The sequence below is a fragment of the Paenibacillus suaedae genome, assembly GCF_032337355.1.
Lineage (GTDB): Bacteria > Bacillota > Bacilli > Paenibacillales > Paenibacillaceae > Paenibacillus_B > Paenibacillus_B suaedae.
This window is the reverse complement of sequence record NZ_JAVYAA010000004.1, coordinates 261,305-284,945: the sequence shown is the minus strand read 5'-3', so window position 1 is coordinate 284,945 and position 23,641 is coordinate 261,305. Positions and strand designations below refer to the sequence as shown.

The 23,641-nt window shown below is 49.1% G+C and carries 20 protein-coding genes; 7 read left to right on the top strand and 13 right to left on the bottom strand.

Annotated features, from left to right (window positions below; translation table 11 throughout):
- Nucleotides 1-47 precede the first annotated feature (47 nt).
- Nucleotides 48-806 carry a hypothetical protein gene (locus RQP50_RS18255; RefSeq protein WP_072731021.1) on the bottom strand — a complete coding sequence of 253 codons (759 nt, stop codon included), beginning with the start codon at nt 804-806 and terminating at the stop codon, nt 48-50.
- Between the two features lie 246 nt (nt 807-1,052).
- Here RQP50_RS18255 and RQP50_RS18250 point away from each other — a divergent pair, with 246 nt between their 5' ends.
- The 3 genes from RQP50_RS18250 to tlp all read left to right on the top strand — a co-directional run bounded on the left by RQP50_RS18250 (nt 1,053) and on the right by tlp (nt 4,555).
- Nucleotides 1,053-3,341, top strand: a complete 2,289-nt coding sequence (locus RQP50_RS18250) for an ATP-dependent helicase (protein ID WP_315746293.1) — start codon at nt 1,053-1,055, stop codon at nt 3,339-3,341.
- 141 nt (nt 3,342-3,482) lie between these two features.
- Entirely contained in the window at nt 3,483-4,166 is a 684-nt protein-coding gene (locus tag RQP50_RS18245; RefSeq protein ID WP_021261278.1) for a GTP pyrophosphokinase, read from the top strand.
- A gap of 164 nt (nt 4,167-4,330) precedes the next feature.
- A complete protein-coding gene (gene tlp / locus RQP50_RS18240) occupies nt 4,331-4,555 on the top strand; it encodes a small acid-soluble spore protein Tlp (protein ID WP_021256236.1) in 225 nt (74 codons plus the stop codon).
- A 90-nt stretch (nt 4,556-4,645) separates the two neighbouring features.
- Here tlp and RQP50_RS18235 read toward each other — a convergent pair whose 3' ends face one another.
- From RQP50_RS18235 to RQP50_RS18205, 7 genes are all read right to left on the bottom strand, one after another.
- Entirely contained in the window at nt 4,646-5,503 is an 858-nt protein-coding gene (locus RQP50_RS18235; RefSeq protein WP_072731018.1) for a M15 family metallopeptidase, read from the bottom strand.
- 97 nt (nt 5,504-5,600) lie between these two features.
- Nucleotides 5,601-6,989: a dicarboxylate/amino acid:cation symporter gene (locus tag RQP50_RS18230; protein WP_083545307.1), complete on the bottom strand. Its 1,389-nt coding sequence runs from the start codon at nt 6,987-6,989 to the stop codon at nt 5,601-5,603.
- Nucleotides 6,990-7,200: 211 nt separating this feature from the next.
- Nucleotides 7,201-8,001, bottom strand: coding sequence for a DNA alkylation repair protein (locus RQP50_RS18225; RefSeq protein WP_315746292.1), 801 nt, complete (start codon nt 7,999-8,001; stop codon nt 7,201-7,203).
- Nucleotides 8,002-8,138: 137 nt separating this feature from the next.
- Nucleotides 8,139-10,481 (bottom strand): glycoside hydrolase, encoded by a 2,343-nt coding sequence (locus RQP50_RS18220; RefSeq protein WP_072731015.1) that lies wholly within the window; start codon nt 10,479-10,481, stop codon nt 8,139-8,141.
- 267 nt (nt 10,482-10,748) lie between these two features.
- Nucleotides 10,749-12,047 carry an ABC transporter substrate-binding protein gene (locus tag RQP50_RS18215; RefSeq protein WP_315746291.1) on the bottom strand — a complete coding sequence of 433 codons (1,299 nt, stop codon included), beginning with the start codon at nt 12,045-12,047 and terminating at the stop codon, nt 10,749-10,751.
- A gap of 256 nt (nt 12,048-12,303) precedes the next feature.
- A complete protein-coding gene (locus tag RQP50_RS18210; RefSeq protein ID WP_315746290.1) occupies nt 12,304-13,140 on the bottom strand; it encodes a carbohydrate ABC transporter permease in 837 nt (278 codons plus the stop codon).
- Nucleotides 13,140-14,021, bottom strand: coding sequence for a carbohydrate ABC transporter permease (locus RQP50_RS18205; protein ID WP_072731013.1), 882 nt, complete (start codon nt 14,019-14,021; stop codon nt 13,140-13,142). Before RQP50_RS18205 ends, RQP50_RS18210 begins: the two co-directional genes overlap by 1 nt.
- 167 nt (nt 14,022-14,188) lie before the next feature.
- Between RQP50_RS18205 and RQP50_RS18200 the strand changes: the two genes are divergently transcribed.
- Nucleotides 14,189-16,048 carry a cache domain-containing sensor histidine kinase gene (locus RQP50_RS18200; RefSeq protein ID WP_315746288.1) on the top strand — a complete coding sequence of 620 codons (1,860 nt, stop codon included), beginning with the start codon at nt 14,189-14,191 and terminating at the stop codon, nt 16,046-16,048.
- 1 nt (nt 16,049) lies between these two features.
- On the top strand, nt 16,050-17,768 hold the full coding sequence (locus tag RQP50_RS18195) for a response regulator (protein ID WP_315746287.1): 1,719 nt from the start codon (nt 16,050-16,052) through the stop codon (nt 17,766-17,768).
- Nucleotides 17,769-17,894: 126 nt separating this feature from the next.
- Here the strand turns inward: RQP50_RS18195 and RQP50_RS18190 are convergent, their stop codons facing one another.
- The 5 genes from RQP50_RS18190 to RQP50_RS18170 all read right to left on the bottom strand — a co-directional run bounded on the left by RQP50_RS18190 (nt 17,895) and on the right by RQP50_RS18170 (nt 22,405).
- Nucleotides 17,895-18,026: a hypothetical protein gene (locus RQP50_RS18190; RefSeq protein WP_265332130.1), complete on the bottom strand. Its 132-nt coding sequence runs from the start codon at nt 18,024-18,026 to the stop codon at nt 17,895-17,897.
- Nucleotides 18,027-18,211: 185 nt separating this feature from the next.
- The gene (locus RQP50_RS18185; protein WP_072731011.1) at nt 18,212-19,315 is read right to left on the bottom strand and encodes a GerAB/ArcD/ProY family transporter; all 1,104 of its coding nucleotides are present in this window, start codon (nt 19,313-19,315) and stop codon (nt 18,212-18,214) included.
- A 29-nt stretch (nt 19,316-19,344) separates the two neighbouring features.
- Nucleotides 19,345-19,584, bottom strand: a complete 240-nt coding sequence (locus RQP50_RS18180) for a hypothetical protein (protein ID WP_315746286.1) — start codon at nt 19,582-19,584, stop codon at nt 19,345-19,347.
- Entirely contained in the window at nt 19,584-20,774 is a 1,191-nt protein-coding gene (locus tag RQP50_RS18175) for a Ger(x)C family spore germination protein (RefSeq protein WP_315746285.1), read from the bottom strand. The genes RQP50_RS18180 and RQP50_RS18175 overlap by 1 nt, the downstream gene beginning before the upstream one ends.
- 95 nt (nt 20,775-20,869) lie before the next feature.
- Nucleotides 20,870-22,405, bottom strand: coding sequence for a spore germination protein (locus RQP50_RS18170; protein WP_072731008.1), 1,536 nt, complete (start codon nt 22,403-22,405; stop codon nt 20,870-20,872).
- A 200-nt stretch (nt 22,406-22,605) separates the two neighbouring features.
- Between RQP50_RS18170 and RQP50_RS18165 the strand changes: the two genes are divergently transcribed.
- Together RQP50_RS18165 and RQP50_RS18160 are read left to right on the top strand one after the other, a co-directional pair.
- On the top strand, nt 22,606-23,070 hold the full coding sequence (locus tag RQP50_RS18165; RefSeq protein ID WP_072731007.1) for a MarR family winged helix-turn-helix transcriptional regulator: 465 nt from the start codon (nt 22,606-22,608) through the stop codon (nt 23,068-23,070).
- A gap of 129 nt (nt 23,071-23,199) precedes the next feature.
- Entirely contained in the window at nt 23,200-23,598 is a 399-nt protein-coding gene (locus RQP50_RS18160; protein ID WP_175560787.1) for a DoxX family protein, read from the top strand.
- The last annotated feature ends 43 nt before the right edge of the window (nt 23,599-23,641 follow it).

Sequence of the window (23,641 nt, the reverse complement as noted above, 5' to 3'; positions counted from 1 at the left end):
TACTGCCTCAACTTACGCGAAGTGAATGGTGCAACGGAACCAGATGCTTATACGAATGGCGTCCCGCACCGTTCACACCATTTGGCTTCCTCGTCTGCCGTGCTGTTGCAGTTCGAACAGCGTCGACCCGCTATTTCTTCTTCTTTCATAATGGTAATTCGGCGACCGCCGACCGTTACGTTCAAGTCATCATGATCCCGATCGGCCGCTCCACCTTGTTTAAGCCGGCCTTGATCGGAAGATGCACTGCTCTGAGAGTCTTCCGCATGCGGCTCCAATACATGCTCATCTTCTTCCTCTTCCTCGTACGTATAGTCATGCTCCCTATAATCGGTATGTTCCGGATAACGCACAGCCTCTTGAGCAGCAGCCGCCTCCTCTTGCTCTTCCCGCTTGGCCTTCAGGAAGGCCATGCCGAGCTCATCAATCTCTTCTTCCTCCATTTGTGGCGGCTCTGGCAGCTTGCGTCCGCATACCGAACAATAATTAGCCGAAAATGGGGCAATTTCGCCGCATTCGCATCGCTTCTGCTTACGCAGCTCGCTTACCTTCCAATCCAGAAGCTTCATCTCTTCTTCAACGAGCAGATTCAGCTTAGCAATTTCCTTCAAACCTTCCTCCGCAAGTGTTAAGTCATTCTTTTTATAGGCATCATATACGAGTTCGCCGATATCATAGACATTCTGCTTCCATTCTTTGCGCTTAGCTACTATTTGGGCTTGAACCCGGTTCATTTCCATCATGTTATGCGCTTTTTCCGATGCTTTGGAAGCACCATCTTTAATTACTTGTATAAAGCGGTTCATCCCAATATCTCCTTTCAACTGCCATTACGGCAGAATTCCTCTGTTAAACTAATAAACGCAGTATTAGCGATGTGAAACCCATCGCCACAACCATGCGCTATTCTCTGCCTTGAACTTGTCATTACAACGTCTTCAACAACAACGTATGCATGGCTCAGGCAAAACATGTATCCCTGTCCGCTACCTTGCTTGAACATGTATAATATCATGTAACGCTTATTTCTATCATAAAGGAGATACACCATCATGACCACTCCTTCTTCATCAGAAACGGTCAGGGCCCAGTGGCGCTCTCGTCCAGTTGGTACAAAGAGGGAACAACCCGTACCTACAGCGCGATCGGCAGACCCATACACAGCTTCTCGCCATGATCGCGCTCAACCGAGCAATGACGGCAACGGTGCCCTTCCTGCATCTGCAAACTTCTTCGCTGCGTTAGAGCGACAAGGGATACGTCTGCATGACGCACAGCGGGATGCAGTACGCCATATAGACGGGCCCTTGCTCTGCTTGGCAGGAGCTGGATCTGGCAAGACATCCGTGCTGACCGCACGCGCTGCCTATTTGATGACCGTCGGTGGAGTATCACCGGAGTCGCTATGGCTGGTCACCTTCACAAATAAAGCTGCGCAAGAGATGCGAGTGCGCCTTGCCAAGCTACCCGGCGTTACACGCGATATGGCTCGCAAGGTTCAGGCACGCACCTTTCATTCTTTCGCTCTCAAGCTGCTGCAGGCTTATGCGCCTCCCTTCCAACTGATGGCAGAGGAACGCCGACGGCATGGCTTGATGAAGCGTATACTGCGAGAGCTCGGGCTGCATGATACCCTGCAAGCCGAGACGGCGCTCGCTGCGCTCTCCTCGCTCAAGTCGCGCCGCCTGATGCCTACTGATTGGAAAACAACAAATGCAAGTGAACTCGATATGCGACGTGCGCTTATTCGTTTCGAAGAACAAAAAGCGCAGCAAGGGTGCAAAGACTTCGATGATCTCCTAATCGATCTTCTACGGCTGCTGGAGGAAGACGCTAACTTGCTTGAGCGTCTCCGCCGCCGTTTCCAATATGTGCTTGTAGATGAATTTCAAGATACGACGCCTGTGCAGTATGAACTACTTCAACGAATTACCGACGGGCACCAAAACTTAGCCGTTTTCGGTGATGATGATCAGACGATATTCACTTTTAATGGAGCAAGCCATCGTTATATCACGGAATTTAAAAATCAATACCCTGCAGCGAAGCAGGTTACGCTCGACTTTAACTTCCGATCTACACCAGCCATTGTTGGCCTAGGCAATGCGGTCATTGCCCATAATGAAGAGCGGCTGCCGAAGCAGATGAGAACTCCAACTGGCGTTCATGTCGTGACAGATAAGGAGCATGCACCAAGTGCGCCGCGCTATCTTCGCCCCCGCGATGCGGAGGAAGAGGCACAGATTATCACCGATCATATTCAAGCAGCTGTTAGTGCCGGTACGCATACGTGGCGAGACTTTGCTATCCTGTACCGAACAGCGAATACCAGCCGCGCACTCATTGAATGCTTGACGATACAGGGCATTCCATTTCGCCAGTTCGGAGCCGAGCCGTTTTTCTATGACCATAATCTTGTTCGCCCGCTTATCGACCATCTTCGGCTGTCGCTTGCCCCGCGTGAGTTCAGCGCACTGGACAGCGCTGTTGCCGCACTATATATCCCGCGGGAGACAGGCATGCAATATCTGATGGGAGCAGAGCGGAGCAAGGCCAAGAAATATCCGCTTATCCATCTGCAGAGCTGGGACAAGCTGCCCTCCTTCCAGCGCGAGGCCGTCAAGCCACGCATTAAGCTTATTAAGAAGCTGGCTGCGATGAAGCCATATATCGCGCTACGAGAGATGCGACGCGAATTCTATGACAAGTTCACGGCTGCATCTTCTGGAGAACGATCAACCGCTCATCAAGAAGGGGCAGCGGAAACGCTTGAGGAATTGGAGTCCTCAGCCAAGCGCTTCGATACTGTCGAGGCCTTCCTGAAGCATATTGACGAGTTGAAGGAGAAGTATGTTGCGATGAACCCCGAGTATGGAGCACAGCATCGAACAAGCAGCTCTCTGTCTTCTGGACGAGCACCAATGCAGGCAGGGACAAGAGCTCCTTCCGCGATGCAACGTGCAGAGGATGGGGATCTGGAGGATGCCGTCACCTGCATGACCATTCATCGCGCCAAGGGCCTGGAGTTCCCTGAAGTATTCCTAATCGGTGCGGCCGATGGAATTCTCCCTCACCGCACAGCGCTTCGCAAGGGAGCCCCGCCAGACCGCTCAGCGGCACTGCGAACAGGACCACGAGCAGAACAGATGCATGACATCTCCCGTCCTGAGGCGGAGAACGCAAGCACGAATGATACGCTCCTTGAAGAGGAACGCAGGCTTGCTTATGTGGCCGTAACGAGGGCACGCGAGCAGTTGTACATCAGTTCCCCAGCAATCGTGCATGGACAGAAGGCTGAAGTAAGCCAACTGCTCCTGGATGCTTGGAACATCGTCATATAGGGTTGCGCACCGAAAGTTGAGTTTTGAAATACACACCCTTTATCCAGTACAATAGGATCAGATGCTATGTTGTTATTTAGGAATAGAAGAAAAACGACGAATAACCGATTACTATACCGTGCTAAATTGAGGGGATATTTCATGTCCAAAACCGATATGATTATGAAGCAATACGAACAGGTAAAGCAGTTACCTACCTTGTATCAGCTTGCATTAGAAGAACTGGAGACTAAGATCAAGGTCATTCAAGCGGAATGGAAAATACGCAATGGTTATCCGCCCATCGAACATATTAAGACGCGTCTGAAGGAGCCTAACAGCATTTTCAGCAAGCTGCAGCGCAAGGGCTTCCCATTAACGCTCGATTCCATCGTGGACAAAATATATGACGTAGCGGGCATGCGTATCGTCTGCGCCTTCGTTAAGGATATTTATCTCATACTCGAACATTTAAAGACTCGTGAAGATATTCGTATCGTGGAAATCAAGGATTATATTAAAAATCCGAAGAGCAATGGGTACCAGAGTCTCCATGTCATCGTTCAAGTGCCGCTCGTATTATTCGAGGATACACGCTGGATCTATGTTGAAATTCAGCTTCGTACGCTTGCCATGGACTTCTGGGCAAGTCTGGAACACATTATTTACTACAAGTTCGAACAGCAGGTTCCGGCTCATGTAACAGAAGAGTTAACCGAGGCCGCAAGAGCAGTCGATCAGTTGGATCGGAAGATGCTGGAGCTGCGCAAAGAAATATTATCGTACAATCACGAGGATTGGGCGAACACGATTCAGAAGGGCTTGCCTTGGGAGAATGCTCAATAGTGCTAATGCTCCCCATAGGCAGTGATGATGTTCATCTCTGGGATGAGAAATGGTTGGATAAAACACGCACCATTTGCACATCGTAACGATGACGCCGGAGGACTTGATCTATCATGTTCACCGGCGTCAACCGATAACTGTCATCACGAAGGAGGACCACGAACATGGCCAAACCCGATGATCGCTCTAACAACGCAGCTCGTCTGCAGAATGCAATTGATAACACATCGAGCAAACTGCATGAAACTGAGCAGTATTTAACTGAGCATGCTGAAGAGATTAGCGCGACAGAGCGTCATAACTTGCAAGCCAAGAATGAGCGCCGCCGCCACAGCATCGAAGGGTTTGCGGCTGAGAAGCGTGACGAGCAATCGAACGCTTCCTCGTAGTGCACCCAATCGTTGACAGATGAATCGAATGAAGAGAGGCTGAGCTTGAAATCCAAGCTCAGCCTCTCGTATTAAGTAATATAATTTGTATTATTGCAGTAACTGTTCTAACGTCAATTTTCCGTCATAAGCTGCCTTGGCTGCTTCCTTGCCAACATAGCGGACATGCCATGGCTCGTACACATAACCGGTAATGCTCTCCCCGTCCTTCGGATAGCGAATCATGAATCCGAATTCGTGAGCGTGTTCAGCCACCCACTTCCCTTCATCCGAATCACCGAATACCTCTTCCAGTACATCGCCTACACTTGGACTCGATAAATCCATCGTGAGGCCCGTCTGATGCTCGCTCGTTCCAGGAACTGCGCTAACGCGGGCCGCATATTCCTTCCCTTGCGTATTCACGTAATGATTGAATAGGGATTCCTGACGCTTGAAAGAACGGTAACCCGATACGGCATGCAGCGTCACGCCCTCTTCCTTGGCCTGCTTGAACATCTCCTCAAGCGCCTCTGCCGCTTCCTTGCGCATATGACGCTTCTCATGTGCCTCTTCGAAGGAGAACTTCACATTCGGCTCCACAAGATCCGGCGGCTCATAACCATCTGGCAAGTAACGCTCCTTATTGACCACAACGAGGATGGACTCCGGATTCGTAACAACCGCCTTATCGCCTTGCTGTTCAATCGTGGAGCTGAGTCCGTATTCCGATTTTAGCTTGGCTGTAACCGATGATGCGTCATCGGTATTGGCGGAGCCATTCTCTCCTTGACCCTCTCCGCTTCCTTCTCCCTGCTTATTATTATCCGGCGCTGGTGTCAATGCCGGGTCAACTTGTTCTTGTCCAGATGTTACTGCTGCCTTGTCCGTGCTTTGGCAGCCGCTGAGCAGAATTGCTGTTCCCAGAGCAAATACAAGACACTTCGCAGTCATACTATGCTGACTCATTGGTATTTCCCCTCTCCCAATCTATCAATTGCAGATTGAGAGTCTATTATATCGCAATAGAATTGGTATTGCGAATAGTAGAGATGCGATACAGATGCTATACGGTTACAGTGTTATGACTGTTCTTCGCTTCCCGTCCAACTTCAATATCATCATCCTCATCACGATTGAAGGCCTCTCGATCGAACTCACCTTCACTTTTGCCAACCAGCAAGGACGCAACCGTCGTACCTGTCGCATTAACTGCCGTACGCGCCATATCTACGATTGCATCTACGCCAAGAACAAGTGCAAATCCTTCAATCGGCAGGCCTGCCTGAACGAGAACGACAGTCGTTGAGATGGACGCTGGACCCGGAACACCCGCTACGCCAACAGAAGCTAACGTAGCTGCACCAATGATGAGCAAGTAATCGGCAATATTCAAATCAATGCCGTATACGCGTGCAATGAACACGGCAACAATGGCCGGGTAAATCCCGCCGCAACCATTCATATTAATTGTAGCACCAAGCGGAGCCACAAAGCTGGCAATCCGATCCGACACCTTCATTCGTTTCGTAATCACTTCCAGATTCACAGGCAGAGTTGCGTAGCTGCTGCGTGTCGTAAAGGCGACTGCAATGGTCGGATACGCCTTCTTGAAGAAGCGGATTGGATTCACACGCGCACCGAAGGTGACAAGCGATCCGAAAGTCACAATCATATGGATCAAGCACGCTACATAGACCGCAATAATGAACCAAGCAAGCTCCTTCAAAGTCGATAATCCATACTTGGCGGCCATCGAGGTCATAAGCCCGAATACACCGTACGGAGTAAGCTTAATAACCAGTTTCGTCACACGGAACATAACATGGGAGAAAGATTGGAAGAAGGCGCGAATCGGCTGTACTCGTTCGGGATTGCGCAGCCCCTCTAGTGTAATTGCCACTGCAATGAAGGCCGCAAATATAATGACCGGTACGACCTTGCCCTGTGCCATCTCGTTGATCGGGTTGGAAGGTACGAGATCAAGCAGCACTTGCTTGAAAGTTGGGATCTCACGTTGTTCGAACCCCTGCGCCGCTTCCGAGCTCTGAGCAATACCAGAACCAGGATCAATAACGAGAGCTGTTCCGAGACCGATAACAGCCGCGATAGCGGTCGTAATCAGGAACAACGCGATGGTCTTCGTTCCAAGCTTCTTCAATACATTCGGATCCTTCACAGAGGTAATACTCGAAATAATAGCAGCAAATACGAGCGGCATGACAACCATCTTAATTAAGCTGACATAGATAGAGCCTAGAATACTAACATCTGCCGCAGACTTTCCGAATACCGCGCCGAGAGTCAAGCCAAGCGCCATGGCCAGCAGTACGCGAAGGCCGAACCCAACCTTCTTCTTCGCAAGCCACCACAGCAAGATAACGAGCAGCAATGCAGCCCCCCAGCTCGCATAGACATTCCAGTCTTGCAGGGTGATCCAGTTCTGTTCCTTCATCATCATAACCCCTTCGTCTATTTATTATAATAATTCCAAGTTGTTTAATTGGTATTATAAAAATAGGGACGGAACTCGTCAATACTTTTTATATGAATGGATGTACTGGATATGAATGTATTTGCTGGATAGATATGAACTAGCTTGCCTCCAATACGGATCTGTACAACTAGACCAAACTGCTTGCCACACTGCCGCACTCACTGCTGTATTACCTGCTCTCCAATCTCTTCAATGCCTCACGCCGGCTTAGCGGCATCAGCGCATGCAGCTCTACATAATCCCTTACCCATTCTGGATTTGTCTTCGCATACTCACGCAATGCCCAGCCAATGGCCTTCTGCAAGAAAAATTCCTTCGATGCAATATGCGTATGGATCGCAAGATGCAGCAAGTCCGTATTCGTCTGATCTTTGTATTTCAACTGGAACAGTATCCCTGTGCGGTTCAGCCACATCTGATCCGAATGAATCCAGCGATCGGCATATTCCGCCCAAGCCTCAGGGTATCGCTTCATCACCCCTCCCACTGTGCAGGTTGCCAGTCCATCAACCGTATCCCACCAAGATCGGGTTACAATGAATTGCTCGATTCTATGTATATGTGCCAAATTGAAAAACTTCACTCCACCTTCTAATAGTCCCATTGCAACATAAGCAAATTCCCGCTCCTCCAGATTCCATAAATGCTGAGCTGCATGCAATATCTCTTCTGCAGACTGCGGCTTGCCGTACAACTGCGTATGCTCTTTAATCAACAGCTTGCGTACAGGCTGAGGGACGCCCAGAAACGGAAACTGATCCCGCATATAAGCGGACATTGCTGACGCTCTATCTGGATCGGCACTTGCGCGAAAGGATTCAATAAGTGGTTCGATTGGATACACGCTCATGAATATCTCTCCCTTATATCGACGAGTTGCAATCGTTTGAAAGTCGGTAGCTGCCGCCCAAGTCTCATGCCAACCATACTCCCAACGAATTAATAGACCATATAGATATTCTCCCCGCATCCCCCATCAACCTTCCAAACTCACCTGCACCTATAGCACAGGATCAGTAGCATGAGCATGGCAGTTGGCATACAACTTACGCATGGCAGCAAGCATACTACTCCTGTGCTACGTTTCTTCGTTACTTTGCTAATAGATTATTTCGCCATGACAGCTGAACCTGCCTCGAAGACAACGCGCTGCTTCCCATCGAGAATAAGCGCCGACATCGCCTTCACAGTATCTGTACCGTAAGAAAAATTCTTACTGGAGAAGTTAACGACGACTTTCAAATCCTCCCCATACTGAGCCGACTGAACAAGGCGATCCGATGACAGCACCTCAAATGCGGTCATCTCCCGCTGCACAGCCTTCGCATGGAATGGAGACCACACCTTCAAATATGACGTGAGCAGCGCCTTATGATTATCCCATTCTTGCTTATCAAGATGATACAGTGGCGGTACATTGTACAGCAGCTCGTACAGCATGCGTGCTGCCACCCCATCCTTTATCTTGAGGCTTCCCCATTCCCAGTGATGGGTTGTAATGACCGAATCGTTGTATACCAGCTTGAATAAAGGCAGGGAGTACACCGGATCAATATAAATATGCTGGTACAGTTCCTTAATCGGGACCTGCTTCGCATATTTGCCCGGAATACCGCCGTCCGGTGACCAATAGGCTCCTACATAGTAGGGGCTGTTCTTATCTTCGCGCATATCCTTATCGTTCCACTTGATGACCGGGGTTTCCAAGCCATGCGCGAAAGAGATCACGCTGCTGGCAAAGTCGTTCCCACCCTCGGAGCCAATGACCATATGTTTCTCCTTCGCAATATAATTCATGCGCTCAAGGCGTGCCTTCCGATCTTGCTCCTGCGTCGTGATATGTCCAGGTGTGTAGTCATCATAAATTTCCCCTGTTGCATCACAATCAATGAACCACGTATTATACAGAATGTGATCCTGCAGAATCAGCTCCATGCGCTGCTTCACACTAGGAAGTGATAAGGTCGGATTCAACTTGCGTCCGCGATTCAGGAATCCTCCGATCTTGACCCCCTTCTTATTGGTAACCGTAGCTTCTTCATACAGCGAGGCATCTGGGAAGTACGCTGTATTCCAGTCCTTGTTCTCTTCCTTCTGGATCGAATGATACGAATCATAAGGCCCTATTAAGTATCCCAGCTTCGAAGCATTCTCGACGAAAGTTGGATTCATTAATCCATCTGCCCAGTTCGGCAATCCAATCCACGCCTTACCAATACCGGACTGCTTCATCTCAGAAATGATCGCATTAGACTTATCCTCTCCCCATGCTGAAGGATCGTCCAGCGCTTCTCCGAATGCATGTTTCAATAAGCGCTTGTTCAGTTCATACAGCTTCTGTTCACTTAGCTTGCTGACACCAGCAGAGACAAGCTGCTGTGATTCGGCATCCAGCTTCGGGAATTGATCCGCTTGATACAACTGCTCCAGCTTCATCACCTGGTTCAAGGCTCTGACCATGACCCGCTTCTGGTATGCATACACACCATCCTGCCTGCCTTCTGCAAGTGCATTACGCAGCTCTTGACCGCCATCCTCCGTAAATTGATCCGCCAGCTTCGCAATCCATGACCATATCGGTTCATTAAGCTTCTTCTTCATGACAGGCCAATGGATATTCGTCTCATCCAGCGCTTGGCTGTTCCACATATACATATGCGGAGCGCCATATAGCTTCTCAATGTCCGGATTGTCCTTCGCCTTCTCCGCAAGTGTCTTGAAGTCATGCTGCTCCTTCACATATTCCCGGTACAGTTTCGCAACAGCTACCGGATCATTGTCCGTTACATATAAACGGAATCCATATTCTTTGCTTGGATTAATCGATGGGAACTCATGCGTAAACGCCATCTCAATGCTCGGGTCTGTATGGAACGAGACTTCATTGTTAAAGGGATTCTCGACCACATAGAGCAGGCCGAACTTGCTCTTATTGAGCGCCATGAAATTCATCGAGAAGGACTCGCCCCATGTCATCGTCTCTTCGTGAAGGAACTTCTTCCAATTCGGATCTTGGGCAGGGATTCGCTTGCCTTCCCATAGCGGCAGCATGTAGTTGTCTGCTTGTACCGTCGGCCATGCGAATTGCTCCGCTCCGATCGATTGAATGCGAATGTCCAGATACCCCTCCTTCTTCTGTAGAATTACCTTGACCTTATCATCCGGATACGTCCATTCTGTACGGTCAATCATCTGCTTCATATCACGTACATTCCGTGGCTTGATCGGGACAGAAGCGTGTTCCTTAACGCCGCCATGCTCGATCACGATATCAAATGTTGCCGGGTCAACCTGGTACGTGAATTTACGATAAGCAGCCTGTATGGCTTGAACCGGGTTGTATACCGCTACTGCACTATCCTCCACCTTGGCTACCTCTTGTTGACTGCAGCCTGTGAACATGCTTACAGCCATAGCTGCTGCAATCGTTGTTAGTAATCCTCTTCTCATCTGTGTGCATGCCTCCTTCATTACCGCTACTCCCCCATACCATCAATAGAACACAGAAGTATGCCCTCGGGCACGAAGGTAGCGAATTGAATGCATGCCACATCATATCGTCCCTCTGTTACACCAGTGTGACAAACCTCGAAATGCAGGTATTGTGAGATCACCTGCCCCAAATTGACTGCCTTTTAAGTCAAACCTGTGATGAAAACGCTAACCTGTGCAACAGCAAAGCGGCCTCTACATGGATAGAGGCCGCCGCATTTATTGTTACTTTTTCAGATTATCCCAAGCCTTCTGGAAGTCAGCGAACATTTTGTCCTTATCCGACTTGCCGGCAATATAGGCTTGAATTGCATTGCCAAATTCTTGCGTTGCGCCGTCCGGATACTTGAACCAGTTCCAGCTAAGCACTTTGTTGTCCTGGCTGTACTTCACCACTTCTGCGGCAATGTCGCCAAGGTCATCCGCTGTCGCCTGAATCGTCGACATCGCAGGAATGAACTTGAACTGCTTCGCAATGTATTCCTTCCCGATATCAGAAGATACCATCCAGTTCAAGAAGGTCTTCGCCTCTTCTTTTACCTTCGAGTTCTTGTTCACTACCCAGTTGTTCGGTACGCCTACGAGGAGCTTATCGTTCTTCGCTGCATCATCATCGATTGGCATTGGGAGTACACCCAAGTTCAACTTTGGATCAATGCTGTCGATTTGCACTTGTGTCCAGTTGCCTTGCTGCATCATCGCCGTCTCACCCTTAGCAAACAGCGTTACTTGTGTATTGTAGTCCGTAGTGAGCGGATTTTTATTTCCGTATTTCACCGTCAGATCGAGCAGCTTCACCCATTTCTCGAATTCCGGGTTGCCTTGGAACTTCGCACTGCCGTCACTAAGCGCCTTAATAAATGCATTTGGGTCTGCTTGTTGTGCAAACGGCACGTTCAAGTTGTGAATGCCGAGAATCCACCATTCCTGATAACCATTCGAGAAAGGCGTAATGTCCGCTGCCTGAAGCTTCTTCGCTGCGTCTTCAAGCTGAGTCAGCGTCTTCGGCATCTCTGTAATGCCTGCCTTCTGGAATAGATCCTTATTGTAGATGAAGCCGTATCCCTCTAAGTTCATCGGCATGCCGTACAGCTTGCCGTCCTTCGTCATAGGCTCCTTAGCAAGAGGAATGACATCCTTCACCCATGGCTCCGCAGACAAGTCTTCTAGATGATCTGACCACGTAGTCATCTCTTGATAGCCGCCATTATTGAATATATCAGGAGCATCGTTGCTTGCGAACTTCGCCTTCAATGCTGCGCCGTAATCCGCACCGCCGCCCACAGTCTGAATATCGAGTTTAATATTCGGATGAGTCTTCTCGAACTCGCCCTTTAGGCGGTTGAGTGCCTCAGCAATTTCGACTTTGAACTGAAATATTTTAACTGTCTTTACTTCTTGATTGCCTTTTCCTTGATCGCCGCCAGAGCTCGTTGTTCCTCCATCGCCCTTCGATCCGCAGCCCGCCAGCATGACGGATACTGCCAACATCATTAACAAAGACCATTTCGCAACTCGCTTCATTGCAAGACCTCCCTTTGTCTGCTTCCCTTTTCATTCATTCGGTTGCTATACCAATCTTCTCACTGTACCATTTCCACATGTTCCACAACTCATCCGTCGGAACCATCAACAATATCCCAGCAGCATAAGTTGCTAAGGTGAACTGCCAGTGGCTCTTATCGCTTGCTGCATCTTGATTATAGCTCTTGTTTTGCAAACGGTTACAGAGAGAGAATTGACCGATCAGGTGGAATTCATTGATCGATTCGTTTACTAATTACCCTTTGACCGATCCGGCAGTAATCCCTTCGATAATATACTTTTGCATCGCCAAGAAGAAGATTACGATCGGCGTTATACCAAGCACGAGTGCTGGCAGTGCGAGATCCCACTGCTTCGTGAACTGTCCGAAGAATGCATATGTTGCGAGCGGAATCGTCCGCAGGCTGGCACTCTGCAGCATAAGTGAAGGCAGCAAGTAGTCATTCCAGATCCATAAGCTGTTCAGAATCGCAACCGTAACGAACATCGGCTTCAACAGCGGAAATACAACCTTCCAGAACACGCCATAGGGTGAACAACCATCCACGACAGCAGCTTCTTCAATTTCAAGCGGAACGGATTTGATGAAGCCGTGGAACAGGAATACCGACAGCGGCGCGCCAAATCCAATATAACATACAACCAGCCCTAGCATACTATCGGTTAGCTTCAACGTTCCCGTTACCTTCACGAGGGGAATCATGATCGATTGAAACGGGATGACCATTGCCGCAACGAACAGCATGAATAACGTTCGGTTGAAGCGCGTATTATGGCGTACCATCCGATATGCCGCCATAGCGCTCGTTAAGCCTACGAGCAGAACGCTTACTACCGTAATAAGCAATGAATTGGTGAATGCTTGCGGGAATTTCGTCATTTCCCATGCCTTCTGATAGTTCGCCCATTCGAACGATGCCGGCCAGCTTGCCGCGTTGGACAGCAGATCTCCGAAGGACTTCACCGAGTTCACGAGCAAGAAGTAGAACGGGACAAGGAAGACAAGCCCCACAATAACCATCAGGACTTCTAAAATAAAGGTTCGCATATTGTATGATTTAATGGCTTCCATTACATATCAACCTCCTTGCTCTTCGTGATGCGCACTTGGATGAGCGTAATGGCAGAGACAATCAAGAAGAATACGAGCGCCTTCGCTGTGCCGAGGCCGTATCGATTGTTCTGGAATGCTTCTAAGTAAATGTTAAGCGCAACCGATTCTGTTGATTTGAACGGGCCGCCCTTCGTCAGGGACAAGTTCAGATCGAACATCTTGAACGACCAAGAGATCGCCAAGAACAAGCATACCGTTACAGCCGGCATAATCAGCGGGATGATAATGTTGCGCAGCACCTGTCCCCGGGTTGCCCCGTCAATTTCTGCGGCTTCCAGCACATCTCTGGGCACATTCATCATTGCTGCAATATAGATAACCATCAAGTAACCGGCAGTCTGCCAGACAAATACGATAATGATTCCCCAGAAGGCCGTTGTCTCGTCACCGAGCCATGGCAGGTTGAAAAATTCAATCCCCGTCATCTCTCCTACCGCTGCAAATCCCTTAATGAAAATGAACTGCCAGATGAAGCCAAGCAGCAGCCCCCCGATGACATTCGGCATAAAAAATACCGTCCGCAGCACGTTGCGCAGCTTCAGTTGTCGGGTCAAAATGTAAGCCAGCGCGAAGCCGAATAAGTTCGTTAGTATAATGCCGACGACCGTAAAGCGTGTCGTAAACCAGAATGCTGGGAAGAAATCCGAGTCCTTCGCAAATATTTGAATGAAATTATCGAGCCCTACCCACTTCACAGTACCCGCGACTCCATTCCAATCGGTGAAGGAATAGTACATGCCGAGCACAAAAGGAATTGCGACGATAAGGGTAAAAAAGAATGCCGCAGGTCCGATGAAAAAGACTTGCTGCAGGGCTTGAGATGATCGTTTACGCGACATCCGACTCTCTCCTTTTCAACAGAAATAATAGAGGTTATTCGTTCTTGTTGCTTTCAGTATGCACGCGAATGTAAACGGTTACCACAGATGGTCTTGAACGAAAAGGTGGAATATATTGACCCCCTCCCAATGTAAGCGTTACACTGTGAATCTGAGGGGGCGAATGTATGCGTTGGAACAGTATCCGTACCAAACTTATTTTATTTATGCTCATTGCCACTATCGTCCCGACTGTAGCGACGATGATCATTTCATACAGCTATACGACGGATTCACTAGAGAAGCGCGCCATTGAGCAGAGCCATCAGCTAATGTTCCAAGGGAAGACGAATTTAGCGAATTTCGTGGACAATTTGAACCGTGCCTCCTTAACGATCTATACCGACTATGAATTTTATCGCCAGCTGGACAGAGGCTATGACGATTACACGTTCGATTCCTACACCTATGTCACGCTGCAAAATATGGCATCATCCATGAACGGAATATGGCAGGTGTACTTCTATCGCACCGAAACGAAGCGCGCCTCGCTGGTCATTCAGAGCGTGCCTCGGCGCATCTACGATGCGAAGCTCTATGAGGATACAGCCCGCTATGCGAAGAACGGCATTCAGATGCAGCCTACACATTTAAGCCATACGTACGGGTTCTCCTCGTCACCGTTCTACTTCCCGAGTGTACAGGTATTCACCTTGCACCGGCCGATTTACCGCATCCCGGCCAACGATCGAATTGGGATGCTGTCAGTCGATGTGAAGCTTGAATCACTCGCTCAAATTATGGATCAGCTGTACACGCTGGAGCAGGAAAGCATCTATCTGCTAGATGACTCCGGACACGTCTTCTACGCAGATGACCGACAAATCATTGGACAGCAGCTCGAAGCAAGCTGGTACGACCGCGAACAAATCAACAAGAAAGAAAGTGGCCACTTCGAGCAGGATGGAGCCATTTTCATTCATGAGCGCGTTGCGACGCCGCTGGCGAATTGGACGCTCGTGAAGAAGATACCGAAATCGTACTTGCTGCAGGAGGCGAATCAGGCCGCAGTCATTAACATGATGCTCATCGCCCTGTCGCTGATTGTCATCATTATTGCTACGATCGTCGTATCGTTCCGCATTACGAAGCCGATACGTCAGCTCGTCCGCTACATCAACCAAGTGCAAACGGGGAACTTGCGCGTAGATATCCAGCCTGTCAGCAACGATGAGATCGGCGTCGTCCTGAAGCGATTCCGCAATATGATGGATATGATCAACAACCTTATTTTGCGGGAATATCAGCTTGAGCTTGCGAACAAATCAAACCAGCTCAAAGCGCTGCAGGCCCAGATTAACCCGCATTTCATGAACAATGCGCTGCAATCGATTGGAACACTGGCGCTGCAGCATAATGCGCCGCATATTTATAAGCTTGTCACCGCGCTGGGTAAGATGATGCGCTACAGCATGTATACGGACAAGAGCACAGCAACCGTGCAAGAAGAGCTCGAACATGTGAAGGCCTATTTGCAGCTGCAATTACAGCGATTCGAAGACACTTTCCAAGCCGTATTCGATATTGACGAACGAACGCTGGACACTCAAGTGCCGAAGATGACGCTGCAGCCTCTCGTCGAAAACTATTTCAAGCACGGAATAGACCGTTCCGTACCGAGTGGGCAGCTTGCCATTCATACCAGATATATTGAGCGGACAGAACAAGCACAAGGCATAGTTGTCCCCTGTCTGCAGCTAATCGTTGAAGATAACGGTCGAGGCATGACCTTGATGCGTAGAATCGAACTGAACGAGAGGCTGAAGGAGGTACATCCAGAGCTGCTGGGCACACGAACAAGCCATACCTTGTCACGGGACGAATTCGTCTCGGATTCCTCCTCTGGCTCGCCGTCCAGCATTGGACTGGTCAATGTGCTCGCCCGGCTGCAACTGTTCACCGACGGCAAATCTACGATGAGAGTCGAGGAGCAGGATCCACAAGGCACTCGTATTGTGATAGAGCTGGAATTGGAGCGTGATAACTAACATGATGAAGGCATTAATCGTAGACGATGAGAAGCACGTACGGGATGCAATCCGATTGCTTGTAGATTGGGATACACACGGAATTGATACGATTATGGAGGCTGCGGACGGTGAGCAGGCTGTCGAACTGATTCAACAGCACAAGCCTCAACTGGTCATGACCGACATGATGATGCCGACCATGAGCGGAACAGCTCTTATGGAGTGGATGAGCCGCCATGCTCCTTCAAGCAAGATCATTGCCATCAGCGGGCATGATGATTTCTCACTCGTTCGCCATGCTATGCAGCATGGTGGCATGGATTATATATTGAAACCAATCGACCCCGATGCAGTTAATAACGCAATCGGAAAGGCGATCGCCGCATGGACGCAAGAAGAGGACGTTCGCCAATCAAGCCAGCAGCAGCGCATGCAAGCCAACGAATTCAAGCCGATGCTGGCTGAGAAGCTGTGGTCTGGTTTATTGGACGATCCTTGTGTCTATGAAGGAAATGTGCGCAGATTGCAGCGCGAGTTCTATCTCCCCGAAGCCATCACGTGCGCTCGGCTTGCTGTAGCTCGAATTCACGCAGGACATGTCAATTGGCGTGGTAGATTCGGCGATAATAGACAGCTGCTATTCTACTCGCTTGTCAATATCGCCGATGAACTGCTGAACGGCAAGACCAACACATCGGATGGGCAGCGTAATCACGTATCGACTTGCGGCACCACTTTCCGCTATGGCGCCCCGGAAGGCGAGCTTATTATCGTCATGTGGGATTCTCCCATGCGGCTGGAGGCTGTGCTGGATCAACTGAATGCCGGGCTGGAACAGACCTTCAAGCACCGACTGCACTTCGGTGTATCGAGTTCATTCTCCCTACCCGCAGGAATCTCCGCCGGATATGCCGAAGCCAAGCATGCGTTAATGCACCGCAATTTGCTCAAGCACAGAACGCATATCCATAAGTCTAAGGTTACAACGGAATCATTAGCGGATGAGACCGCGCGAATCGCTTCTCCCCCTCAGCATACGGGAGTCTCCAAGCAAATCCGACTTGCCTCCTTCGAGGAGGAATGGAGACTTGCTCTGTTAAGCGGGCATAAAGAACAGCTCCGCCAGGCCGTGCACGCCTTCATCGAAGCACAGAAGCAGCTGTCGCAGCTAACCCCGGATATGCTTATTGGGTGGATGAAGGAGTGGGAAGCCTTTCGTGTGCGGATGGAGCAAGCTGCCGCTCCAGATGCCGCTTCAGTTGAGGAGATGCACGCTGGTACACCAGATCAGCTGTCTGTTCACTTCCATTGTCCCGAATGTATGGATGATTTCTCATGGAGCGACTGGGAGCAGGCCTGGCTGTCTTCTCTTACTCAGCTGTCCGGCCTGCTGATGCACCAGAAGAAGGAAGAACAGCACATCATTTATGATATCGCCAAGTACGTGGAGCAGCACTATCATGAGGAGGTATCGCTGCAGGATATCGCGCAGCGCTTCTATGTAAGCCGCGAATACATCTCTCGCAAATTCAAGCAGCAGCTCGGCATTAACCTGTCTGACTATATAACAAATATTCGCATGGACAAGGCACTCCGGCTGCTGCTCAACCCCCACCTGCGCATCGCTCAGGTGGCCGAGATGGTTGGGTATCAGGATGAGAAATATTTCAGTAAAGTATTCAAGAAGACACAAGGCATGTCACCAAACACATATCGCAAGCAGCAAATGAATCCGTAACCGTACTATATTGTAGAACAGGGGCGTCCCATGAATAGAAGCGAAAAGCTACCCTCATAGAACGCCCCATCTTTTATTTTAAAAACACAGCTATTTTCTAGGGGCATAGCTATGCTATGCATCTAATCAGCGGAAAGGGCCGCCCAGCAAAGTAAGGGTAACGACCGCGTTAGCTCCCTCCAGTGTGCCTATCCACAAATACTTCCGACTATCGGAGAATTTGCGCTTATGACGAGACTTGGTAGTAAGAATGATCATGCACACTCCTTATAGGTGTCAGGTACCTCCCGAAAGCGGTTACTTTGCGAAATCACCGTCATTCTACCCTCTGGCACCATCATCGTCAATTAAGACTGCTGCGTTGCAGCACCGAAATTTCAACATAGTTGCGGCACGATCCATCTCAAAGGGAAGCATTCGCTTATTAGTTAGAAATTACGGCATTAATCACGCGTTTCCTTATGTAAGGCCCGTCTCTTTTTCCACCACGCAATGATAAGCAGAAGCAGTGGGTACACGAGCAGCACAGTTGCAGAAAAAAGAGGCTCCGTTGTCATAAATAAATCCACCATATCCTGCAAATTATCGGAAATCCAGAAACTCATCGCGATGATGAGAACGCCAATCGGAAAAATGATTGGCCGATAATCCTTGAGCCTCAGCCACTGAGCGGTTCCAAGTACAAGCACGTAATACCAGGCGGCAATTTGCACGAAGCCCCCCATTACCCACAGAACGACTACCATCGATTCCACATGTTCAAAGAACCCTGCAAGGCTGATATAGCGAGACGCCACAAATACAGGGAAGGTAAACATCGATGTCAGCGGGCCAAATAAAAACAAGCAAACTAAATTTGAGAGCACCATGGTAAGCAGCGTAAGGATTAGCGGTGATAAACTCCATTTTATTCGGCTGCGTTTGCCGATTGCATAAGGCAGGAAAAATCCGATCAGCAAAAATTCCAAAAACCAAGTAGCTGGCGTAATCGAACCTTCCAATACAGGCCTCCATCCATTGTTCAAAATCGGGAACATCTCTGTCGCATTCAATTCGGGAAGGAGGAACAACGGGATGCAGAGCAATAAAATCATAAATAAAGGAGCAATGAGCAAGGCGAATTTACCGATGACTTCGATTCCTCCACGGATTGCTACGGCGCATACAAATATAAGGGCTGTATTAATGACCGTCTCAGGAGTGCGAATGAGCAGCGACCCAACGATAAACTCTCCATATTCCCTTACGATTAGCCCTACACTATGCAGCAGAAAAAATAAAAACACTCCATTCGCTATCATACCAGCCCAGCGTCCAATGAGTTTGGGTGCATATTCGACCATCGTCATCTCGGGGTAGTACTGATTTAGACGCATGGCAATATACAGTGTGATAAACCCCGCCACTGAGCCGATGATCGATGTCATCCACGCATCTCGACCCGTGATTTGGGAAGCTACCGTTGGAATCACGAGCACGGCTGTGGCGCACACCATCAAATAGGTCAGCATGCACAGCTGCGGCCAAGTTATTCGCCCTCGTTCCATACCCTTGCCAACTCCTTCTTTTTACAGGATCATGCTCGATGCTTCAGCCATAACAACAGCGGCTTGTATACGAAATCAATCCATTGCCGGGGCGACGTCCACGGCGGGAACTGGCTTATAGAAATGACAACGATCCAGGCGAGACCCCACAACACAAGAAACGCCCGTTCCTCTCTGACATTCCGCTTGGAAAAAGTACCGATCTTCCATTCCCAGATCAGATTGACAATCAACAGCAGGCTCATTCCCGCTAGAAAATAGTTCCCCATTAATGCACACCCGCCTTCTGCTCAATGGTGCTTGTGATGCTGCCTGGCCGCTCAATCAGGGCATGTACATCAATTTCGGTTTTCATGTTGGCATAAATGCGATCCCAATTTGGCCCGATCTGATCTTTCCACTGTAAAGGATACTTTCGATGCACACGTGCTGCGAAATCGAACACATCGGCGGTCAGCTTCTGCTGTGAAGTCTTAATAGATTGCTTAATCAGCTGCTCAATGTTCGCTTCTATCCGGGTTTCCGCTTGACGCGCTTGATCCGAATCAGATACGTCCAGCTTGGTGCTATTTTGCGTCATATCCATGAAGGCAACCAGCTTCATCTGCATTGTCAACTGCTTCCCATCCCAATGTGGATCGAATGTCAACGTATTGCGGCGAACTCGAAGCGACAAACAGTCCTTTCCATCCCCTTCCTTGCACAAAGAGACCGTTAAACGCTTCTTCTCCCCACGCAGCCACATCACACCAACCACATCTTTACCGCCTATTTCGCCAACATAATGATCCTTTTTGAAGACTGACAGCTTATCTATCGAAGGGACACGGACACCAAGTTCGCTCGTCTTCCATTCCACATACGGTGCAAACCCCATCGATGAATCTCCAGCCATCATCTTCATATAATCAAGCAGCGTAACATCCCATATTGAACGCGACTTGCCAAGATCCTTGAACATCTCTGCAACGTTTTGATGGAGCTGAGGCATCGACTTGAGAAAATCACTTGCTTCCCCATCTGTAATAAATATAAGCGCATGTTCACGCGGATTCTGATATCGCAGGAAGAAGTCGAAATGCTTCAGCAGCCCCTCTTGTGCCAGCTTTTTGCTAATTACGTATACTTCCGTTTGTCCCCAAAATATATATCTCGGCATCTTATTTTGCAGCTCAAATACGGCCTCGCCAAGTGTTTTCCCATTTGCCGAGAATACTGTCGTTGAGCCTCCTCCCCCCTCCTTGCCCCCGCTGGACGTAGCCGAAGCTCCTCCTTCCTTAGGGACATATACCTGCAATGTCGTCTTTATCCCCCCATCCCCGTCCTGATCCAATCCGGCAGCAAGAATAATGGAGAGCTGCTCAATTTCAGTCCGATCCCAGCAGCTTGCAAGCAGGGGTACCAGCAGACAGAGAAGAATTATGCTAGCTATATATCGAATCACCCAAGTCCAACGCATACTTCACCTCTATTCTCCATGAGAATAATCAACCCTAAAGGCTTTCTTGATATGACAGCATCCCGCTTCTTATTCTCTGCCAATCAAGCTGCCTTCTAGGTTCCCCCTCTGCCTCTGTTACCCCCGACTTCCATTCGCGCAGATACATCGCGCTCCATTTGGGTATTCTCCGTCCATACAGGGACACGAAGAAAAATATCCTTGAGCTCTTCTTTGCGCATTGGTGCAATTCCTGACATATAAGGGATACCGAACGATCGCAATGTAAACAGATGTGTCATCAGCAATATGATCCCCATCATTAATCCCAGCATGCCAAGCATGCCCGAGAGGATCATCATAGGAAAGCGCAGCAGCCGCACAGCGATTCCCAAGTTGTAATGCGGCACTAAAAATGAGGATACCCCTGTAATCGCGACAACCATAACCATTGGAGCAGAGACGAGCCCTGCAGTTATTGCGGCTTGACCAATAACGAGAGCACCGACGATGCTGATTGCAGAACCAACCTGCTGTGGCAGCCGCGCGCCCGCTTCACGAAGCGCCTCGAACATAATCTCCATCAAGAACGCCTCTACAAGCGCTGGAAATGGGACTTGGCTGCGGGCTTTAGCCATCGTTAATATGAGAGCAGTTGGAATCATCTCCTGATGGTAGGTGATAATGGCTACATAAAGAGAGGGTCCAATTAATGAAATCACGAGGCAAATGTAGCGCAGCCAGCGGATGATGGTGCCGAAGTGGTGGCGCTCATAGTAATCCTCAGGAGATTGCAAGAACGATGCCCACAGTCCTGGCGCAATGAGGGCAACTGGCGACCCATCAACCAATATGACGATACGTCCCTCAAGTAAATGGGAGGCAGCTACATCTGGACGCTCTGTAGTAAGTAACTGGGGAAATGGAGATGCCGGCATATCCTCCAAGCATTCTTCCACATAACCGCTGTCCAGCACGCTTTGCAAGGACATGCCTTCCAGACGCTTCCGCACTTCTTCCAGCAATCGGGGATCCACAATGCCTTCTATATAGGCGTACCGGATTTCTGTGAGAGTCAATTCACCACGCTTTAGCGACACCATCTTCAACCTCGGTGTTCGAACACGACGACGAAGCAATGCTGCGTTTGTCTGCAGCGTTTCTACGAATCCATCCCTTGGGCCGCGTACCACCGATTCCGCAGACGGCTCTGATACGCCCCGCTGATCGAACTTGATCGCATCAATCGTAAATCCAGCAGATGAACGGTGAGGAATAAGCAAGGTTAAGCCTGCTAATACTGCTTCCATTGCCGCCTCCATTGAATGAGTCGGCGTCACCTTCACAGCCGTAACCGTTCGCAGAATATCCTCTGCCAGTACATTAGCGGAGTCTGGCTTGTCCGGATAACGCTGCTTTAGCGGTTCAATAATATGCTCATCCAGCATCGCCGTATCCGTCAGCCCATCCAGATAACATAAGGTAGCCTTCTTGCCTCCCTGCAACTCGAAGGTGTAAAAAATCATGTCTTCACACTGCCGAAAGCAATCCTTCAAGAAGACAACATTGTTCTCTCCATAGGAGGACCATTCTACATTTTGCGGCATACCTGCTTGTGCAGTTCCGTTATGCTGCTCTTCTGTTGTAGGCATATAACCCCTCCTCCTTCGAAGTTCCCTACACTGAATACTGACTCTGTACCGAGTCTCCGTCTTCTCCCAATATAGGATTACATGTTCAACTGAAAATTATGAGTTGACAAAGAGTTTTGGGCATGATATATTTATCTCGAATTAGAGATATTAATTTTCAAGATATCAAAACTCCTTACCATAAAGGTGGTGAATGACAGATGACCAGACCTCGTACGGATGCATTCGATCCCGAGATTCAACAATCATTGAAGCTGTTCGTTGTCCTATCCCGCGCATCTAGGGCACTAATGGATTACGCCCAGCAGGATATGAAGCATTATGAGCTCAATCCGTCCGAATTTGCGGTCATGGAATTGCTCTATCATAAGGGTTCTACCCCTATCCAGCAGATTGGCGGCAAGATTTTGCTGGCAAGCGGCACAATGACCTATGTGATCGACAAGCTCGTGAAGAAGGGACTGCTGCAGCGAAGACCTTGCGAGAAAGATCGTCGCGTCATATACGCTGAACTGACACCTGAAGGAGAAGCCGTCATTGGCGACATATTCCCAAGGCACGCGGAGGCTCTTCACGAAGCCGTGAATGGAATGTCTTCGGAGGACAAGGAGCAACTCATTGGCTTATTGAAAAAATTGGGACAGAGCGTCCCTTCACCAAAATAGCCCTTTTCATCAGAGAAGGGTTTCATTTTGAACTAATATCTCGAAATCAAGATTCTTGGTGCAAGTACTTTAACAGCTAAATAGGTAAGAAGAAACGTTCTTACCTTACATTATTAGGAGGAATATTATATGTTGGCAGATTATGGTTTATTGATTATTCGTCTCGTTATTGGATTGACGATGATGGGACACGGAGCACAGAAGCTGTTCGGATGGTTTGGCGGCTACGGAATTAAAGGTACAGGCGGATGGTTCGAGTCCATCGGAATGCGTCCTGGCCCACTCATGGCACTGATGGCTGGATTAACTGAGCTTGCTGGCGGTTTGCTGTTCGGACTCGGCTTCCTCACATGGCTCGGTGCAGCGTTTATTATCGGTACGATGCTTGTAGCAATTGTGAAGGTCCATGGGGCGAACGGCTACTGGGTAACGTCGAACGGGATTGAATACAACGTGATGCTGATTGCAGCTGCTATCGGTGTTGCACTGATTGGCGCAGGCTCCTTGTCTCTGGACGCACTACTGTAACTTTTCAGCATTATCCAATTATTAATCGTTCACTAACGCAATT

What these genes read in the sequence shown, in the direction of transcription:
- RQP50_RS18230 (WP_083545307.1), bottom strand. Translation starts at nt 6,989, where the DNA reads ATGAAGGAACAGAACTGGATCACCCTGCAAGACTGGAATGTCTATGCG.
- RQP50_RS18250 (WP_315746293.1), top strand. Translation starts at nt 1,053, where the DNA reads ATGACCACTCCTTCTTCATCAGAAACGGTCAGGGCCCAGTGGCGCTCT.
- RQP50_RS18175 (WP_315746285.1), bottom strand. Translation starts at nt 20,774, where the DNA reads ATGCGTTGGACTTGGGTGATTCGATATATAGCTAGCATAATTCTTCTC.
- RQP50_RS18235 (WP_072731018.1), bottom strand. Translation starts at nt 5,503, where the DNA reads ATGAGTCAGCATAGTATGACTGCGAAGTGTCTTGTATTTGCTCTGGGA.
- RQP50_RS18165 (WP_072731007.1), top strand. Translation starts at nt 22,606, where the DNA reads ATGACCAGACCTCGTACGGATGCATTCGATCCCGAGATTCAACAATCA.
- RQP50_RS18255 (WP_072731021.1), bottom strand. Translation starts at nt 806, where the DNA reads ATGAACCGCTTTATACAAGTAATTAAAGATGGTGCTTCCAAAGCATCG.
- RQP50_RS18205 (WP_072731013.1), bottom strand. Translation starts at nt 14,021, where the DNA reads ATGTCGCGTAAACGATCATCTCAAGCCCTGCAGCAAGTCTTTTTCATC.
- RQP50_RS18210 (WP_315746290.1), bottom strand. Translation starts at nt 13,140, where the DNA reads ATGGAAGCCATTAAATCATACAATATGCGAACCTTTATTTTAGAAGTC.
- RQP50_RS18180 (WP_315746286.1), bottom strand. Translation starts at nt 19,584, where the DNA reads ATGGGGAACTATTTTCTAGCGGGAATGAGCCTGCTGTTGATTGTCAAT.
- RQP50_RS18195 (WP_315746287.1), top strand. Translation starts at nt 16,050, where the DNA reads ATGATGAAGGCATTAATCGTAGACGATGAGAAGCACGTACGGGATGCA.
- RQP50_RS18215 (WP_315746291.1), bottom strand. Translation starts at nt 12,047, where the DNA reads ATGAAGCGAGTTGCGAAATGGTCTTTGTTAATGATGTTGGCAGTATCC.
- RQP50_RS18245 (WP_021261278.1), top strand. Translation starts at nt 3,483, where the DNA reads ATGTCCAAAACCGATATGATTATGAAGCAATACGAACAGGTAAAGCAG.
- RQP50_RS18200 (WP_315746288.1), top strand. Translation starts at nt 14,189, where the DNA reads ATGCGTTGGAACAGTATCCGTACCAAACTTATTTTATTTATGCTCATT.
- RQP50_RS18190 (WP_265332130.1), bottom strand. Translation starts at nt 18,026, where the DNA reads ATGATCATTCTTACTACCAAGTCTCGTCATAAGCGCAAATTCTCCGAT.
- RQP50_RS18170 (WP_072731008.1), bottom strand. Translation starts at nt 22,405, where the DNA reads ATGCCTACAACAGAAGAGCAGCATAACGGAACTGCACAAGCAGGTATG.
- RQP50_RS18220 (WP_072731015.1), bottom strand. Translation starts at nt 10,481, where the DNA reads ATGAGAAGAGGATTACTAACAACGATTGCAGCAGCTATGGCTGTAAGC.
- RQP50_RS18225 (WP_315746292.1), bottom strand. Translation starts at nt 8,001, where the DNA reads ATGCGGGGAGAATATCTATATGGTCTATTAATTCGTTGGGAGTATGGT.
- tlp (WP_021256236.1), top strand. Translation starts at nt 4,331, where the DNA reads ATGGCCAAACCCGATGATCGCTCTAACAACGCAGCTCGTCTGCAGAAT.
- RQP50_RS18185 (WP_072731011.1), bottom strand. Translation starts at nt 19,315, where the DNA reads ATGGAACGAGGGCGAATAACTTGGCCGCAGCTGTGCATGCTGACCTAT.
- RQP50_RS18160 (WP_175560787.1), top strand. Translation starts at nt 23,200, where the DNA reads ATGTTGGCAGATTATGGTTTATTGATTATTCGTCTCGTTATTGGATTG.